Source organism: Campylobacter cuniculorum DSM 23162 = LMG 24588 (assembly GCF_002104335.1).
GTDB classification, from domain to species: domain Bacteria; phylum Campylobacterota; class Campylobacteria; order Campylobacterales; family Campylobacteraceae; genus Campylobacter_D; species Campylobacter_D cuniculorum.
The window spans coordinates 365,465-382,805 of sequence record NZ_CP020867.1; the positions used below are offsets into that span (position 1 = coordinate 365,465).

Here is a 17,341-nt window from a genome sequence, read left to right on the forward strand (position 1 = left end):
AGTGCTTAGAATTTTTGCCTTTTTGTTTTTTGTCTCCACTCTTTTTTCTTCTACGCCTCATTTTAAATACACCTATAAATTTACGCTTAAAAAAGACGAAAGAGCAAGTGTGCAAATCAAAGAATTAGGCTATGAAGATGTCCAAAATTTTGATTTTTATTGGACCTTGTTTGATACAAATAAAATTATCGTGCATTCTAAATTTAGGAAATTTCCCAGACAATTTGTGCTTTCTTTGCGTAGGAATTTAAATTGGGCAACTCAAACTTTAATCCCTGATTATACTAAACCTAATGTCGATAGAGCGAGACTGATTTTTGAATTTAGCGATTTTAAAAAGGGCGAAGCAGTTTTTACAATTTATATTGAAGATGAAGAATCCCGTCTTGAAGTGAAATTTATTGACCCAAGAAAACAAAATGCTAACACACAAAATTTAAACACAAACTAAATTAAAGTAAAAAATGATTAAAATATGACAAAAATTTCTAAGGACAGAGAGTGCAAATCATTGATGAGTTAATGGAAAGTTTTTTAAAAGAATTAAATTATGAACCGATTATGCAGATGTTTTCACATACAAATTCAGGTAAAAAACTCCGCTCAAAATTACTTTTGAGTATAGCCGGAGAAAATGAGCTTTCTTACAAGCTTTGTGCTGTGATTGAGCTGATACATTTAGCGAGTTTATTGCACGATGATATTATCGATGAGAGTGAGTTAAGAAGAGGGGCAAAGTCTGTGAATGCAAAATTTGGTGCAAAAAATGCTTTAATGCTTGGAGATATTTTGTATTCTAAGGCTTTTTATGAGCTTTCTTTGATGGATTCTAAGATTGCTGCTGTGCTTTCAAATGCGGTTGTGAATTTAAGTATAGGCGAATTGATGGACATTCATTTAAGCCTTGATTTTAACGCGGATAAAAATACCTATCTTAGGATGATTTATAATAAAACAGCAGTTTTAATCGAAGCAAGTGCTAGGTGTGGGGCAATTTTAGCGGGATTTGATGAAGAAGCCTTTAAGGAATATGGCAAAAATTTAGGACTTGCCTTTCAAATGATTGATGATATTTTGGATATTAGAGGCGATGAACACACCTTAGGCAAACCTGCAATGCACGATTTTAAAGAGGGTAAAGTGACTCTAGCTTATATTTATTTATATGAAAGCTTAAATGATGAGGAGCAATTAAAATTAAAAAAACTTTTCAAAAAGGATTTAAACATTGATGAATTAGAATGGTTAAAACTTAAATTGACTCAAAATCAGGCTTTACAAAAGGCTGCAAACGAAGCCAAAAAATATGGAAATTTAGCTCTTGAAGCCATTAAACACTATGAAAATCCAAAGCTTAATGAAATCATTAAAGCCATGCTTGATAGGAATTTTTGATGAATTATTTTTGTATCAGTTTTACGCATAAAAATACCGATATTGCTTTAAGAGAAAAGCTTTCAATGAGTGATGAGCTAAGAAAAAGAGAATTCTTAAAGACGATTAATTCCCATGAGAGTATTTTAGAAAGCCTCGTCATTAGCACTTGCAATCGCGTTGAAATTTTTTGTTTTGTTAAGAATTTAGAACAAGCAAACAACCATATCATCGCTTGTTTAGCCTTGTTTAGTGAGCTTTGCAAAGATTTGCTTTCGCAAAAGGCAGATGTGTTTGAAAACAGCGGAGCGATTCATCATCTTTTTTCAGTTGCAAGCTCTTTGGATAGTCTTGTTGTCGGAGAAACGCAAATTTCTGGACAGCTCAAAGATGCCTTTAGTTTTGCTTTAAAAAATGAATTTTGTGCCCTTAATCTTTCGCGAGCTGTGCATTATGCTTTTAAATGTGCCACTGAAGTGAGAAAACAAACGCAAATTTCTAAAAATCCTATCTCTGTAGCTTCTGTTGCTGTGGCTAAGGCTAAGGAACTTTTTGATTTGAGTCAAAAAAAAGCTGTAATCATCGGTGCGGGAGAAATGAGTGAGTTAGCCTGTAAGCATTTAATTGCCGCAGGGGCTAAGGTGATTATCCTTAATCGCGATTTGAAAAAAGCTGAAAATTTAAGTGAGAAATTAGGCGTTTTTAGTGAATTTGACAGCCTTGAAAATTTGCAAAAATATTTAAATTCTTATGAGCTTTTTTTCTCTGCAACGAACGCAAATTCAGCCATTATCACAAATTCTTTGCTTCAAGTTGTAAATTTTAAAAGATATTTTTTTGATATTGCTGTGCCACGTGATATTGATTTGGATGAAAATGACAAGATTAAAGTGTTTTCTGTTGATGATTTAGAAGAAGTTGTAAGAAAAAATTTAGCCTTAAGAGAACACGAAGCGGGCATTGCTTATAGTATAGTGGGTCAGATGACTTCAGAATTTTTTAAATATTTAAATGATTTGGCTTTAATGCCGATTATCAAGGCTATACGATTACAAGCTAAAGAATGTGCGGACAAACAGCTTGAACTTGCCCTTAAAAAAGGCTATTTAAAAAAATCCGATGAAGACGAGGCACGAAAGCTTATCCATCAAGTTTTCAAGGCATTTTTACACAAGCCTACGATTCATTTAAAGCATTTACAAGGTAAAATTCAAAGTGATACGATTATCAATGCAATGCGTTATGTGTTTGATTTAAAAAATGATTTGCAAGGTTTAGATCAATACAAATGCGAATTCAATATGGAGAATAATGATGAGATTTACTAAGCTTTACGCTCCAAGCACAAAAGAAGCACCAAAAGATGCGACTTTACCGAGCCATATTTTTTTATTACGTGGAGGTTTTATAGAGCAGCTTGGAAGCGGACTTTATAATTTTTTACCCTTAGGAAAAAGAGTTTTGAGCAAAATTCAAGCCATTATCAAAGAAGAAATGGACTTCGCAGGAGCACAAGAAGTTGCATTAAGCTTTGTTACTTCAGCAGCTTTGTGGCAGGAAAGCGGACGCTACAATGCCTTTGGTAAGGAGCTTTTAAAATTTAAGGACCGCAAGGATAATGATTTTGTTTTAGGACCCACTCACGAAGAAGCTATGCTCTCTTTGGTGAAAAATAAAATCACAAGTTATAAGCAACTTCCTTTGCATTTGTATCAATTCGGGCTTAAATTTAGAGACGAGTTAAGACCGCGATTTGGACTTTTACGATGTCGCGAATTTTTGATGAAAGACGGATACAGCTTCCATTCTAATGAAGAGGATTTAGGACGCGAATTTGACTTAATGCATAAAACTTATAGCCGTATTTTAGAGCGTTTGGGGCTTGAATTTAGAGCTGTGGAAGCAGATAGCGGGGCGATAGGAGGAAGTGGAAGTAAAGAATTTATGGTCTTAGCAAAGAATGGAGAAGATGATATTTTACTTTGTGAAAATTGTGATTATGCGGCTAATGTTGAGGCAGCTAAGAGGGCTAAAAAAACTTGTGATAAACAAAGACCAGAGGCAAATTATGCGAGTAAATTTCATACGCCAAATGTAAAAACCATAGAGGCTTTGGCGGATTTTTTTAAGATTGATGAATTTTATACAATTAAGGCTGTGGTTAAAAAAGCCATTTATGAAAATGAAAGCAAATTGATTGTTTTTTTCATAAGAGGTTGTGATGAGCTTTGCGATACTAAGGCTCAAAATGCTTGCGGGGCTTTAGAGCTTATAAATGCAGAAGAAAATGAGCTTTTAGATGCTTCGCTTGTGCCGGGGTTTATAGGTTTTATCGGGCTTAAAAATGTCGATTTTTATATAGATTGTGAGCTTGAAAACGAAAAGCAAATGATTATGGGAGCCAATGAAAAAGATTATCATCTTATCGGCATTGATGTGATGAATCTTAACCCGGAAAGATTTAAAGATTTGATAGAAGTTAAGGAAAATGATTCTTGTATAAAATGCGGTGGAAAGCTTAAAAGAAGCAAGGGTATAGAGGTCGGACATATCTTTAAACTCGGGCAAAAATATTCACGTGCAATGAATGCAAATTTTTTAGATGAAAATGGCAAAAGTGTGCCTTTTTATATGGGTTGTTATGGTATGGGCGTGAGTCGTTTGGTGGCTGTGGCTGTGGAGGCAAGTTTTGATGAAAAAGGTTGCATTTGGAATAAAACTTTAGCCCCTTTTGTGCTTGAGATTATACTTTCAAATCCTAAAGACAGCAAAGCCGCACATTTTGCAAACGCTCTTTATGAGAACCTTAAAAAACAAAATATAGAAGTTTTACTTGATGATAGAGATGAGAGATTTGGCGTTAAGATGAATGATTTTGAGCTTATGGGTTTTCCTTATGCACTCATCGTTGGCAAAGGTTTAGAAAACAATGAACTTGAATTCATTGAGCGAAAGAATTTGCAAAAAAGTGTCATCAATGCTGATGAAGCTTTAAATTTTCTTAAAGATTTGCTATGAGTAAAAGCTTAAGTTTAATGCCTTTATTTTTGCTTGAAATTGCTGCAAGTGTGCTTTTTATCATGGCTTTTGGTCTAGGAAATTTTTTAATTTTTATCTTAATGAGCGTGATTTTTGGCGTGGTGCTTTTGGTGATTTTTTGGAATAACATGCTGGAATTTCAAGTGAGAGATTTTAAGAGTATGTTGAGGCAGTTTAGCTTTGTGATTGCGGGATTTTTGTTGATTTTTCCCGGAATTTTGACAAGTATTTTTGGACTTATGGTTTTAATCTTTGGACTCGTTTTAAAAACAAAACCCAGAAAATCTCAAAAAGCAAACAATGAAGAAATCATCGATGTGGAGATTATCGAGGATACAAAATGATCACTTTTGATTTCACACAATTTAAAAACGCAGATTTTGTGAGCAATTTCAAAGAGGATTCTGTGAGAAAATTCATCATCGATCCCCTTTTAGATAAAATCGGCTTTGTGTTAAAAGACGATAAGAATCCCAAAAAGCTTGAAATGAAACTTTCAGAGGAAAGAGAAGCGGACATTAGAATCGGCAGCAACAAGAACATTAAAACAAGATTGATTCCAGACTACACGCTCTATGTGGATTCTAAGCTTCATTGTATCCTTGATGCAAAGGCTGCTAAGATAAATATAGAAAAAGGGAGTGAAGCCTTCAAACAAGCCTTGAGTTATGCGACAAATTTCAATGCCCATTATTTCGCCCTTTGTAATGGCTTAAAATTCAATCTTTTTAGCATTTTAGGGCAAGAAGTTTTGTTAGAGCTTGATTTTATGTCTGTAGAAGATGGACAAGAAGCATTGCTTAAACAATACCTAAGCACTCCTCCTCATTCTTTAAGGCAAGACATTCACTCAAAGGTTCAACGCGTTAAAAAGCCTGATTCTTGGTATTTAGAGCGTCCTTTACCTCAAGCGATTTTAAAGCCTCAAAAACAAGCAAAGGCAAGGTATTTTGGTTGCACAGCGTATTTTACGCGCCAAAGTTGGGATATTGTCACGCAAAACATTAAGAATTTCACCGATGAGGGCGATGTCGTGCTTGATCCCTTTGGAGGAAGTGGAGTGAGTGCGATTGAAGCCATGATGAATGGCAGAATAGGAATCCACACCGATCTCAATCCCCTCTCAATCTTTATGGTTAAAGCCTTAAGTGCGAAAGTGGATTGTGGTGTGCTCTATGATTTAAGCGAGGAGATTTTAGCAGAATTTGAAAGTCTCAAACCTCAAAACGAAAAAGAGGCAAAGTCTTTGCTAAAGAGTGCAAAATACTATCCTAATACTCTAAGCGAGGAATTTGGAGAGACTGCCTCACAAAAAGAGCAGGATGCAAGCCTATGGATTCCACAAGATGAACTCTTGCCAAAGGGCAGTGATGTGGATAGTGTTTTAGGGCTTTTCACTCCTTTGCAACTTGCTGAACTCGCCCTTTTACGCAAACTCATTTTCAAGCACACCACACCAAGCGGAAACAAAGAGCTTAGAATCACCAAAAGAAATCTACGTTATTCTTTAATGTTGGCGTTTTATAATACAATCACTCTCATTAATCTCACATATCACAATACAGACAGGGGCGGTCCCGCTTCCGCTATAACGAGATATTATCGCTACAGAATCGCACCAAAACCAGATTTTTTAGATACAGCAAAAACCTTTAGAGCTAAGATTCAACGTGTCCTCAAAGGTAAAAGAGAGCTTGAAAATTCTCCCGTGTTCTATAGTACCTATTTTCACCCCACTACAAGAGTGATTAAAGACTTCAAACACCAACTTCTAAAAGCACGTTTGGATGAAGATTTAAGCAAAATTGACTCCTTGCTTGATAAGACAAATGGAGAAAAGATCTTCCAAGCCGATGCGACAAAGCTTAAAGAGATAGAAAAGGAGAGCATAGACTTCATCTACACAGATCCACCCTATGGGGCGAAGATTCCCTATTTAGATCTTAGCACCATGTGGAATGCGTGGCTTGATTTGCCTGTTAGCAAGGAGGTTAGAGAGAAAGAATGCATAGAAAAGGGAAGCTTGGAAAAAACACGCGAGGAGTATTATGATTTAATGAAAGCAAGTTTGAAAGAAATGTATAGGGTTTTGAAATTCAATCGTTGGCTTGCCTTTGTGTTTCAACATCAAGATCCAAAATTATGGCAAATCATTAAAAATTCCGCCGAAGAAGTGGGCTTTGAATATGTTCAAAGCATAAGACAGAGCAATGGACAAACGAGCTTTAAAAAGCGTCAATATTCCTTTTCCGTTTTAAGCGGACAATTGATTATGTATTTTAAAAAGGTGGATAATCCAAAAACAAGGGCGAAACAAGACTTGGGCGATAATTTTGACATTATCATAGAATGTGCAAGAGATGAGATCATTAAAAATGATGGGGCGACTTTTGATGAAATTCATGATGCGATAATGATAAAGGCGATGGATGAGGGGTTTTTAGACGAATTGAGCGAGAATTTTAGCCAAATTATGCCCTTTGTGGAGCAAAGACTTGATTTTGATGAAAAAACCAAAAAATACCACATCGGTGAATTTGACCCGCACAAACACATGAGCATTCCGCTAGAAGTGAGAGCACATTATTTCATCACTTCATATTGCAATCGTTGCAAAAAGGAGGGACGTCCTGCACTTTTTGATGACATTTGCCTTGAAGTGATTCCAAAGCTTAGCAATGGAGTCTCTCCAAGCAATGATGACATTAGAAATATTTTAGATAAAATCGCCGTCATTGTGGATAAAAAAACGGGCGAATACCGGCTTAAAAATAAAAGAGATAAAGAACCAAGTTTATTTGAGGATTTTTAAAATGAAAGAATTAATTATCGCAACAAGAAAAAGTCAATTAGCCCTTTGGCAGAGTGAATTTATAGCTGATTTTCTTGAAAAAACTCATCACATCAAAGTGCGTTTGGAGGGTTTTAAGACCAAAGGCGATGTGATTTTAGACACTCCCTTAGCAAAAATCGGTGGTAAGGGGCTTTTTACAAAAGAACTTGAAGAGAGCATGTTAAGAGGAGAAGCCCATTTAGCTGTGCATAGCCTTAAAGATGTGCCAAGTTTCTTTCCCAAAGGTTTAAAACTTGCCGCTATAAGCAAAAGAGAACAAAGCAATGACGCAATGCTTAGTCAAAATTACGAAAATTTACAAGCCCTTCCAAAAGGTGCAAAAATCGGCACTACAAGCTTAAGACGCAAGATGCAACTTTTAACCCTAAGGAGTGATTTAAACATCATTTCTTTAAGAGGAAATGTTAATTCTCGCATAGAAAAGCTTAAAAAAGGCGAATTTGACGCTATCATTTTAGCACAAGCGGGGATTAAAAGGCTTGGTTTGGATAAAGCAGTGAAATTTTTATACACTTTTTCAAAAGACGAACTCATCCCCGCAGCAGCACAAGGGGCTTTAGGTATAGAAAGTCTTGATAAAAAAGAAATTCTGGATTTATTAGAATGTCTTCAAGATAAAAATGCTTATATAGAAACGAAAATCGAAAGGGATTTTATCAAAACTTTAGAGGGCGGTTGTCAAGTGCCTATAGGAATCAATGCTGAACTTAAGGATGATTTTATTTTTGTCCGTGCGGTGTTAGGACTACCTGATGGAAGCGAGTTTATCAAAGAAAAATCAAAGATTAAAAAGAATGAATTTGAGGATTATGGAGAAAAACTTGCAAAAATTTTTATAGAAAAAGGTGCAAAAGATTTGCTTAAAAGAGCTGAAAAGATGATTTGAAAGAAGAAAATGCAAAATTTTATCGAACTTTTAAAAGAAAATGATTTGCTTAAAATCATAGAAGAACCCTTAGATGTGGAGCTTGAAATTCCTCATTTAGCTTATATAGAAGCTAAAAAGGAGCAGGGAAAGGCTTTGCTTTTTACAAATGCTGTAAGCAAAAAAGAACATAAAAATTATCAATTTAAGGTATTAATGAATACCTTTTGCAATGAAAAAGCCCTAAATTTAGCTTTTGGTAGAGATTATAAAGAAGTCAGTGCTGAAATTTCTAAACTTTTAAAACTCCATATCCCTACAAATTTTAAGGCTAAAGTGGATTTTTTTATGAAACTTCTCACGCTTAAAAATGTCCCCCCTAAAAGAATCCATGCAAAATACCGCAAATATGATTTTCAAACTCTTCACTCTCTTGATGAACTTCCTATCCTTAAAACTTGGGAGTATGATGGGGGTAAATTCATCACTATGGGGCAGGTTTATACTCAAAGTCCGGATAAAACGCAAAACAATCTAGGAATGTATCGCCTTCAAGTCAGCGGTAAAAATGAACTTTTAATGCATTGGCAAATTCACAAAGACGGAGCGAATTTTTACAAAGAATACAAAAAAGCAGGATTAAAGCAAATGCCTGTAAGCATTGCTATAGGAGGCGACCCGCTTTATATTTGGTGTGCACAAGCTCCTCTTCCAAAGGGAATTTTTGAACTTTTGCTCTATGGATTCATTAAAAAAACTCCGGCAAAGCTCACCCCTTGCGAAAATGGAATTTTCGTGCCTTTTGATAGCGATATAGTCCTTGAAGGTTATGTCAATTTAGATGAATTTAAAATCGAAGGTCCTTTTGGAGACCATACGGGTTTTTATACGCCAAAAGAGCCTTTTCCTGTGATGAAGATTGAAAAAATTTCTGTAAAAGAAAATGCAATCTATCAAGCCACAGTCGTAGGAAAACCGCCTTTAGAAGATAAATTTATGGCACTAGGCACAGAGAGGATTTTCTTGCCTCTTTTGCAAAGCACGATTTGCGATTTGATTGATTATAAAATGCCAGAAAATGGAGTTTTTCATAATCTCATTTTAGCAAAAATCCGCACAAATTATCCCGCACACGCAAAACAGCTCATGCACGCCTTTTGGGGAATAGGACAAATGAGTTTTGTCAAACACGCGATTTTTGTTGATGAAAATGCACCAGATTTAGAGGATTATGATGCTTTGATAAAATATATTTTAAATCGCTTCAGCACGAAAAATTTACTCATCAGCGAGGGAATTTGCGACCAGCTTGACCACTCCTCGCCCCATGCGTGTTTTGGAGGAAAAGCCGGGCTTGACGCAACGCGTGATTTCAAAGCGGACAAGCTAGAGCTTTTAAAAGATAAAGACCTTAAAAGGCTTTTTAATGAAGAGCAAATCGTGGATTTAAAGCAATTTTACACACAGACTCAAAATCCTATCGTTTGCGTTTTGGTTAAGAAAAAAGAAAGACTTAAGCGTCTTTTTAAAAGACTTTTGAAATTTAAAAAACATTTTAGAATCATTGTATTTTTGGATTCTGATAACAAACTCGCAAATCCTTACATGCTCGTTTGGCGTGTGGTTAATAATATCGACGCTCTAAGAGATATTTTTATCGAAGAAGAGGTTGTGGGCATTGATGCGAGTGCTAAGGGTGCTTTGGAAGATTATACACGAATCTGGCCTAAGCAGACAGATTGCTCTAAAAAAGTCATTGAAGATTTGATTTCACGTAAAATTTTAAAAAATGACACCAAGCTTTTTAAAAAATTTGAAATTTTTTAAACTTTGTAAAAATAAAATTTTGCTATATTCTTAAACGAGAAAGTTAAGAAATTTTTTGCGAAAAGAGGTTTAAAAATGGGTTTTAAGAATTTAAAAGAAGAGAATTTTGAGACTTCGCTTTATATAAAACCTAAGAGATTCAGCTATGAAAGCAGAGAAAAGACCTATTTTTGGGATTTTATCGAGGTTAAAGACAGCGTTTCTGTGCTTTTGTATCACAAAGATTTTGAAAGTTTTATTTTTGTGCGTCAGTTTAGAATTCCTCTTTGGTATCATCAAAGTAAGGATAAAAGCTATAAAAAAGATGAAAATATGGGCTATAGCATTGAACTTTGTTCGGGTTTGGTGGATAAGAATTTAAGCCTTGAAGAAATAGCCAAAGAAGAATGTATGGAAGAAATAGGCTATAAACCAAAATTTTTAGAAAAAATCGGCGATTTTTATACAGGTTTTGGTTCGGGCGTGAGTCGCCAAAGTTTTTATTTTGCTTCTCTTGATGAAAGCGATAAAATAGGACTTGGAGGCGGGATTGACGGAGAGCAGATTGAAACCATTTTTGTCAAAGTCAAAGAATGCGAAACATTCTTTTCAAAAACCATTCATACGCCCTTGCTGAATTTCGCATATTTATGGTTTATGAAAGAAAAGGCTCAAAATTTTGGTCTTGCTTGAAGTGCATTTAAATGCTCTTTAAACCGCACAACAAGACGTATCAATTCACAAAATCAATCTTTTTTCAAACCCTCACTTCACTTTAAAATTTCGTTGAAATTTTCAAATCCTATTAAAACAACAACCAAAGCAAAGCTTTTAACGCAAATCATACACTTAAAATTCCTTAACAAATCCCATTAAAACAACAACCCCCAAATAAAACACAAGCAAAGCCCTCCAGCCAAAAACGCAAATTTATATCAAGCCCCAAAGCCAAATTTAAAACACCCCGCAACTCATCCCATTCGCAAATTCATCTCGCTTTAAAATCCCCGCCCTAAAAATTCACTCCGCTCACAAATTCACTCCGCCAAAAAAACCAAAACCTCAAAACAACTCAAAAGAACCAAAATTCCAAAAAAGTAAAAACTCAAATTCATCGCTTTAATTTTCTATAAAAAAAAGGATTTTATTCTTAAACTTGGAACACTTATTGCTTGTATTTTTGCAAACAATATTTTTAAAGGATTCACAATGATGAGATCACTTTGGTCTGGAGTTTCCGGACTTCAAACACATCAAATTGCAATGGACGTTGAGGGTAACAACATTGCAAATGTCAATACCAACGGATTTAAATATTCTCGTGCAGATTTTGGCACTATGTTTTCTCAAACCGTAAAGATTGCCACCGTTCCAACAGACGGCAGAGGAGGGCAAAACCCCTTACAAATCGGACTTGGTGCGTCTGTAAGCTCGACCACTCGCATCCATTCTCAAGGCTCTGTGCAAACCACAGATAAAAACACCGACGTTGCGATTAATGGTGATGGTTTTTTTATGGTTTCAGATGATGGAGGACTCACAAATTATCTCACAAGAAACGGGGATTTTAAACTTGATGCGTATGGAAATTTTGTGAATAATACAGGTTTTATCGTGCAAGGCTGGAATATCAACTGGGCTGACCAGACCATCGATAGTTCGCGTATTCCGGGAAATATTTTTATTGACCCGGGTATGCACATCCCTGCACAAAAATCCACCGAAGTCTCTATCAAAGCTAATCTTAATAGCGGTCTTAATATCGGCACATCAAGCCGCAATCTCTACGCCCTTGACTCCGTGCATGGATACAACTCAAAAACCTTGCAGGATAGAGATGAAAACGATACCGGAATCACTCAATTCTACACCACTTCAAACAATTCTATAGAAGTGACAGAAAAAGGTGTCGATGCGGCTTCTTTGTTTAACTCAAGCGGAACAGGGCTCAATCTTAGAGAGGGACAAGGCATTTGGGTTTCTTATACAGATGCGAAGTATTCTACAAATCCAAATGACACCGCCGCCTTTGACCCAAACAATCAAGCCACTCAAAATGGTGTTATTTTTTGGGGAAGTGCCGATACAGCCACCACGCTTGATATTACGCTCAATGGAGTGCGTATTCAAAATGACAGCATAAGAAGCATACAAGATGCTATCGCTTATATCAACACCTTCACCGCTCCAACCGATACAAGAGCGGGCACAGGAGTTAAGGCTGTGGCTAAGGCAAATGGTGCGGGGATAGAATTTGTCAATGACAATGCCGATGGCACAACAGACAATATGAAAAACATACGATTGAATGTCAATGCAGGCAATACCGCAGGAGAAGCAAGAGATATGACTTGGGGCGCAGCGACGAGTTCTTTCACCGCGTCCGTTACACCTAACCCAAATCCAGCAGCGGGTGCAACTTCTTGGATAGATGGAGCGATGAATGTAGAAATCATCACAGCGCATAAATACATCTACACCTCAACGCCTACCGATATAGGAGTGATGTATAATCCTGATAGTGGAAAGACATTCACTCCAAATGGGGGTGCAGGTAACTATCAACGCCCTGACCCAGCGAATGACCCTGAAGGTGCAGCTTACTGGGACGCTATGAATGGAGGTTTGCTCAATACTAATGCAAGAGTTTTTAGAACCACAGAGGATTTAAGAGAGCTTTTCCAAAGAGATGCAAGATATGGGGTTGATTATGATGGAAGCGGAGACTTTGCACTTGATGATGTGAATGAAGCGGTTAAGGTTGTGGTGAATGCAAGTGGGAGTTATGCTATCTCTAATGCGAATGAAATTTCAAATTTGCCTGCAGGGATTCAACAAGCTGCAAACGCTCCTACGCCTGTGAATGCGAAAAATATGAGCTTTAATATCACTTCTTATACGGATGAGCAAGGCACAGTGAGCACAAATGACCTTTTCACTCAAATTTTTAAAGCCTTTGATGGACCACAACCTGCGGGAAGTCAGATTAAAGAGAGTGAAGTGCTTAAGCTTTCAGCCTTTTCTGCGGGGCTTTTGGTCTATGATTCTTTAGGGGGACGCCACACCTTAGAAGTGCAATTTGTCAAACAAACCACCACAAGAGACGGGGGAAATGAATGGCAGATGATTATTCGTGTGCCTGAACCTGCGGAGATTAACACAACGGGAGAGGGACCGACAAATATCGTTGTGGGAAGTGCGAGATTCAATAATGATGGCTCTTTGGCGTCTTATTCTCCAAGAACGGTTAATTTCTCACCAAACAATGGAGCCGCACCAAATCAGCTCATTAAGCTTTCTTTTGGAACAAGCGGAAGCAATGACGGAATCGTGAGCTCAAACTCTGCTTCAACTCTGACTGGACAAGCCACAGACGGCTACACTTCGGGCAATCTCAAACCTGATGCCCTAAGAGTGGATGAAAAGGGAAATATCTTAGGTGAATTCACAAACGGACTCACCTTTGCTGTGGCAAAAATCGCAATGGCGAGTGTTTCAAATAATTCTGGTCTTGAAGAAATCGGCGGAAATTTGTTTAAGATTACTGCGAATTCGGGAGCAATTGTCGTTGGAGAGGCTGGAACAGGCGGAAGGGGAGAGATGAAAACTTCAGCCCTTGAAATGTCAAATACAGACTTAAGCCGTGCTTTAACCGAACTCATTATCATACAAAGGGGTTATCAAGCCAATTCCAAGACCATTTCAACAAGTGATCAGCTTTTAAACACCTTAATACAGCTTAAACAATAACCCTTAAGTGTGTCCTTAAGCCCTTTGCTTTTAAGCTTAGGGCTTTTGCGAATTTGGTTTTTTGAATTGAGTTTTTGAATTTAAATTGAGTTTTGGTTTTTGAATTGAGTGTTGATTGCCATTGAAATTGCAATCAATTTTGTTTGAAGCTTTAACTAAATTTGGTTTAGGACTTTGAGTTGAAAGAGCTTTTAAAGAACTTTCGAATTTGAAGCTTTTTGCTTTGAGTTTTTTGTTTAAAGCTTTGAATTTAGGGGATTTAATGCTTTAAAAACTTTGTTTTGATGAGTTTTAACTTCGAAAATGCGAATTTTGTGAAGTTAGATTGCAAGGCATGGTTGTGTAAAACTTTGTTTTGTAAAAATTTGTTTTGTGTTAGGTTTGAATTTAAAACTTAAAAGTATTTTAAATTCAAACTTTGTTTTAAAGCCTTTAAAAAGGGTTCATTTAAAAGCTTTGAATTTAAAAAAGCCTTGCTTTGCAAGCCTACTTAGTAGTTTTGCAATACTAGGCTTAGGCTTGACTGCCTTCATTTATTGCTAACTCACTCTTTTTTGGAGTGAGTTGCATTTTTGAAACTGATTTGTTTAAAAAAGGCAAAAATTTACTCAATAAAAATGAGCCTTTTTTTAAAAAAATTTATTGTTTAAAAAATCATTGCGAAAAAATTTCGCAAAATTTCGCATTTTTTTTAAGCGGGTCATTTGATAAACTTTTTCGCTCCTTTGGGGTCAAAACTCAATGAAAATATTCTTTTAAAACGCATTTTTCAAATGAAAATTAAGCTTAAAATTTAAGAATTATTTTCAAAAGCAAGAAATACTCTTAAAAATAAAAATGAACAATGATTTTTATCTTGTCATTATGAAAAATACTTCTACAGAATAAAATTTTATCTTGGTTGAAAAAGAAAGGTGTTTAATTAAATTTTAAAGTAAATTTTACTTGAAATTAAGTTTAATGAGATTATACTTGCAAAAAAATTAATAATAAATATCATTTTTTTAATTTTATTAATTTTTAGGTTGAAACAATGAAAATTTTATATTTGATTCTATTTTTTTTAAGTTTTTCTTTCGCAAGAGTTGATGATTTTATTGCTGAAGCACAAGCCATTAAAGAGATGTTGAAACAAAGTGTTGAACTCTATAAAAAGGGTGATTCGGCTGGGGCAAAAAAGATGAGCGAAGACGCTTATTTTCAACGCTTTGAAAATATGGAAGGTGCAATAGGCAGAAATATAGGACGCAAAGCCATCACAATGGAACGCAAATTCACAAATTTAAGAAGAATGTATAAAGAGCATTCTCCTCTTGAACAAGTCAATGCCCTTGTGGATAGTTTGATTTATGATTTAAACGAGGTTGCTCCTATCTTGCAAAAGGGTTTTCGTTTGAGTGCGCAAGCGAGTGATTTAAATTATGATAAAGAAAAAGCTGCTTTATCCTCCATAGAGGAAAACAAAAAAAGAGAGGCACAGGCTGAAGAGCTGATTGCTCAAATGATGGGAGTGAGCCCCGATGAATTAGCTCAAACAAATAAAAATTCAAATCAAAATTTGAATGAAAACTCAAATGCAAATGCGGTTGATAATGACTTACAAGCTGCTGCGGCAATGGATGCAAGACTTCAATTTATCTTAGATAATATCAGCACAAAATTTTCAGAAGCGGCAAGTGCTTTTAAAAGCGGACAAAAAGAAGAGAGTAAGAAATTCTTGCAAAATGCTTTATTTGAGGATTATCGTAACACAAAAATCGAAGTACTTGTCAATCAATTCACCACCGCAGGAAATGACCAAAAAATTCAGCAAGGCATAAGAAATCTTATAAGACAAATCAATGATGAAAATATGAGCGAGAAAACACTAAGAGAAAATTTAGACCACATAGAAGAGCAACTTTTTGATAGCTTTTTGCAAATTCCAAAAGAGGAGCTTAATGCACTGAAAATCAAAGGCTTTAAAGATGAAAACGTGGGCAAGGATTATTCTAAGGTTTCAAAAGATATTGAACTTGCTTTGAATGAAATTTTACAAAATTATGAGGGCTTTAGTGCTTCGATTATCGATGATTTGCAAAATGTGTATTTGGATATTTTTGAAGCGAGTGGAATGGAAAGCAAAATCGGTGCAGTGGATAGCAATTTAAAACTTAAAATTGAAGCCTTATTTTCTAAAGGCGTTGCACTCATTAAAGCAAGTGCTGATAAAACAGAACTTCAGCTGTGTTTTAAAGAACTCAATGCTTTGATTGATTCTAGTGTGGATAAGATTGTAGATTCTTCGCCTTATTCGCTTTTCATTTGGGCTTTAGGCATCATTTTAAGAGAGGGTTTAGAAGCTTTAATCATCATCGTTGCTATCGTGTCTTATCTTGTGCAAAGTGGCAATAAAAATCGGCTTAATATCGTATATTCAGCTCTTTTGAGTGGGGTTGTTTTAAGCTTTATCACTGCTTTTGCTGTCGCTTGGCTGTTTAAAGAAAATTCTGGGCAAAGCAGAGAACTCATAGAGGGTATTACAATGCTAATTGCTGTGTGTTTGCTATTTTATGTCGGTTTTTGGCTTTTGTCAAATGCTTTAAACAAAAAATGGGAAAATCTCATCAAAAATGAAACCTTAAAAGCCATTTCTAGCAATTCCGCAAAAGCCCTTTGGCTTACGACTTTTTTAGCTGTTTATAGAGAGGGGGCTGAAACTGTGCTTTTCTATCAAGCTTTACTTTTTGATTCTAAAACAAGTGCGGATTATAGTGCAGTTTTTATAGGACTTGCGCTTGGACTTTTAGCTTTGATTGTGCTTTATTATCTTTTAAAAGCCGGAGCTATAAGACTTCCTATCAAGCAATTTTTCTTTATCACTTCTTATATTATCTTTTATATGGTTTTTGTCTTTACGGGCAAGGGTTTTGCAGAGCTTATAGAAGGAAAAATCATCACCCCGAGCTTTTTAAGCGTAGAATTTGAGCCGATTTTATGGCTTGGGATTTATCCTTATTATCAAACCCTTATCCCTCAAATTTTGGTTTTAATCTTGCTGGTTTCTGGCATATTGATAACAAAACAACTTTCAAAAAAGGAGAAAATATGGTAAAATTTTTATCAATGGTGAGTGCGAGTGTCATTCTTGCGACGAGTGCATTTGCGGGTGAAGTACCGATTGGCGACCCAAAAGAGCTTAATGGCATGGAGATTGCAGCAGTTTATTTGCAACCGATTGAAATGGAGCCTAGAGGTATTGATTTAGCGGCTTCTTTAGCAGACATTCACTTAGAAGCAGACATTCATGCTGTTAAAAACAATCCAAATGGCTTTCCCGAAGGCTTTTGGATTCCTTATCTTACGATAGCTTATGAGCTTAAAAATACAGATACAGGGGCTATTAAAAGAGGAACTTTAATGCCTATGGTCGCTGATGATGGTCCTCATTATGGGGCAAATGTTGCTATGGAAAAAGATAAAAATGGCGGATTTGGTGTTGGAAATTATGAACTGACTTATTATATTTCAAATCCCGAAAAACAAGGTTTTGGACGCCATGTTGATGAAGAAACAGGGGTTGGAAAATGGTTTGAACCTTTTAAGGTGGATTATAAATTCAAATACACCGGCACTCCAAAATAATTTCACTCGGCTTTTTGCCGAGTTTTTAG

General features: G+C 35.9%; 12 protein-coding genes. All 12 read left to right on the forward strand.

The genetic code is table 11. From position 1 onward, the window contains the following. The first annotated feature begins 1 nt into the window (after position 1). The 12 genes from CCUN_RS01875 to CCUN_RS01930 all read left to right on the forward strand — a co-directional run bounded on the left by CCUN_RS01875 (position 2) and on the right by CCUN_RS01930 (position 17,312). Positions 2-451, forward strand: coding sequence for a hypothetical protein (locus CCUN_RS01875; RefSeq protein ID WP_035175750.1), 450 nt, complete (start codon positions 2-4; stop codon positions 449-451). A gap of 50 nt (positions 452-501) precedes the next feature. Continuing rightward, positions 502-1,395, forward strand: a complete 894-nt coding sequence (locus CCUN_RS01880) for a polyprenyl synthetase family protein (RefSeq protein WP_027305568.1) — start codon at positions 502-504, stop codon at positions 1,393-1,395. After that, positions 1,395-2,702: a glutamyl-tRNA reductase gene (gene hemA / locus CCUN_RS01885; protein WP_027305569.1), complete on the forward strand. Its 1,308-nt coding sequence runs from the start codon at positions 1,395-1,397 to the stop codon at positions 2,700-2,702. The genes CCUN_RS01880 and hemA overlap by 1 nt, the downstream gene beginning before the upstream one ends. Beyond that, a complete protein-coding gene (locus CCUN_RS01890) occupies positions 2,686-4,392 on the forward strand; it encodes a proline--tRNA ligase (RefSeq protein WP_088245170.1) in 1,707 nt (568 codons plus the stop codon). Before hemA ends, CCUN_RS01890 begins: the two co-directional genes overlap by 17 nt. Beyond that, positions 4,389-4,757: an FxsA family protein gene (locus CCUN_RS01895; protein WP_027305571.1), complete on the forward strand. Its 369-nt coding sequence runs from the start codon at positions 4,389-4,391 to the stop codon at positions 4,755-4,757. The genes CCUN_RS01890 and CCUN_RS01895 overlap by 4 nt, the downstream gene beginning before the upstream one ends. Then, positions 4,754-7,225 carry a DNA methyltransferase gene (locus tag CCUN_RS01900; protein ID WP_051521697.1) on the forward strand — a complete coding sequence of 824 codons (2,472 nt, stop codon included), beginning with the start codon at positions 4,754-4,756 and terminating at the stop codon, positions 7,223-7,225. The genes CCUN_RS01895 and CCUN_RS01900 overlap by 4 nt, the downstream gene beginning before the upstream one ends. Position 7,226: 1 nt before the next feature. Continuing rightward, the gene (hemC, locus tag CCUN_RS01905; protein ID WP_027305572.1) at positions 7,227-8,153 is read left to right on the forward strand and encodes a hydroxymethylbilane synthase; all 927 of its coding nucleotides are present in this window, start codon (positions 7,227-7,229) and stop codon (positions 8,151-8,153) included. Between the two features lie 9 nt (positions 8,154-8,162). After that, positions 8,163-9,959 carry a menaquinone biosynthesis decarboxylase gene (locus tag CCUN_RS01910; RefSeq protein WP_027305573.1) on the forward strand — a complete coding sequence of 599 codons (1,797 nt, stop codon included), beginning with the start codon at positions 8,163-8,165 and terminating at the stop codon, positions 9,957-9,959. A 75-nt stretch (positions 9,960-10,034) separates the two neighbouring features. Beyond that, a complete protein-coding gene (locus CCUN_RS01915) occupies positions 10,035-10,631 on the forward strand; it encodes an NUDIX hydrolase (RefSeq protein WP_027305574.1) in 597 nt (198 codons plus the stop codon). Between the two features lie 516 nt (positions 10,632-11,147). Further along, a complete protein-coding gene (gene flgE, locus CCUN_RS01920; protein ID WP_027305575.1) occupies positions 11,148-13,688 on the forward strand; it encodes a flagellar hook protein FlgE in 2,541 nt (846 codons plus the stop codon). Positions 13,689-14,721: 1,033 nt separating this feature from the next. Continuing rightward, the gene (locus CCUN_RS01925; protein ID WP_027305576.1) at positions 14,722-16,782 is read left to right on the forward strand and encodes an FTR1 family iron permease; all 2,061 of its coding nucleotides are present in this window, start codon (positions 14,722-14,724) and stop codon (positions 16,780-16,782) included. Beyond that, positions 16,776-17,312 carry an iron transporter gene (locus tag CCUN_RS01930; protein ID WP_027305577.1) on the forward strand — a complete coding sequence of 179 codons (537 nt, stop codon included), beginning with the start codon at positions 16,776-16,778 and terminating at the stop codon, positions 17,310-17,312. Before CCUN_RS01925 ends, CCUN_RS01930 begins: the two co-directional genes overlap by 7 nt. Positions 17,313-17,341: the final 29 nt, after the last annotated feature.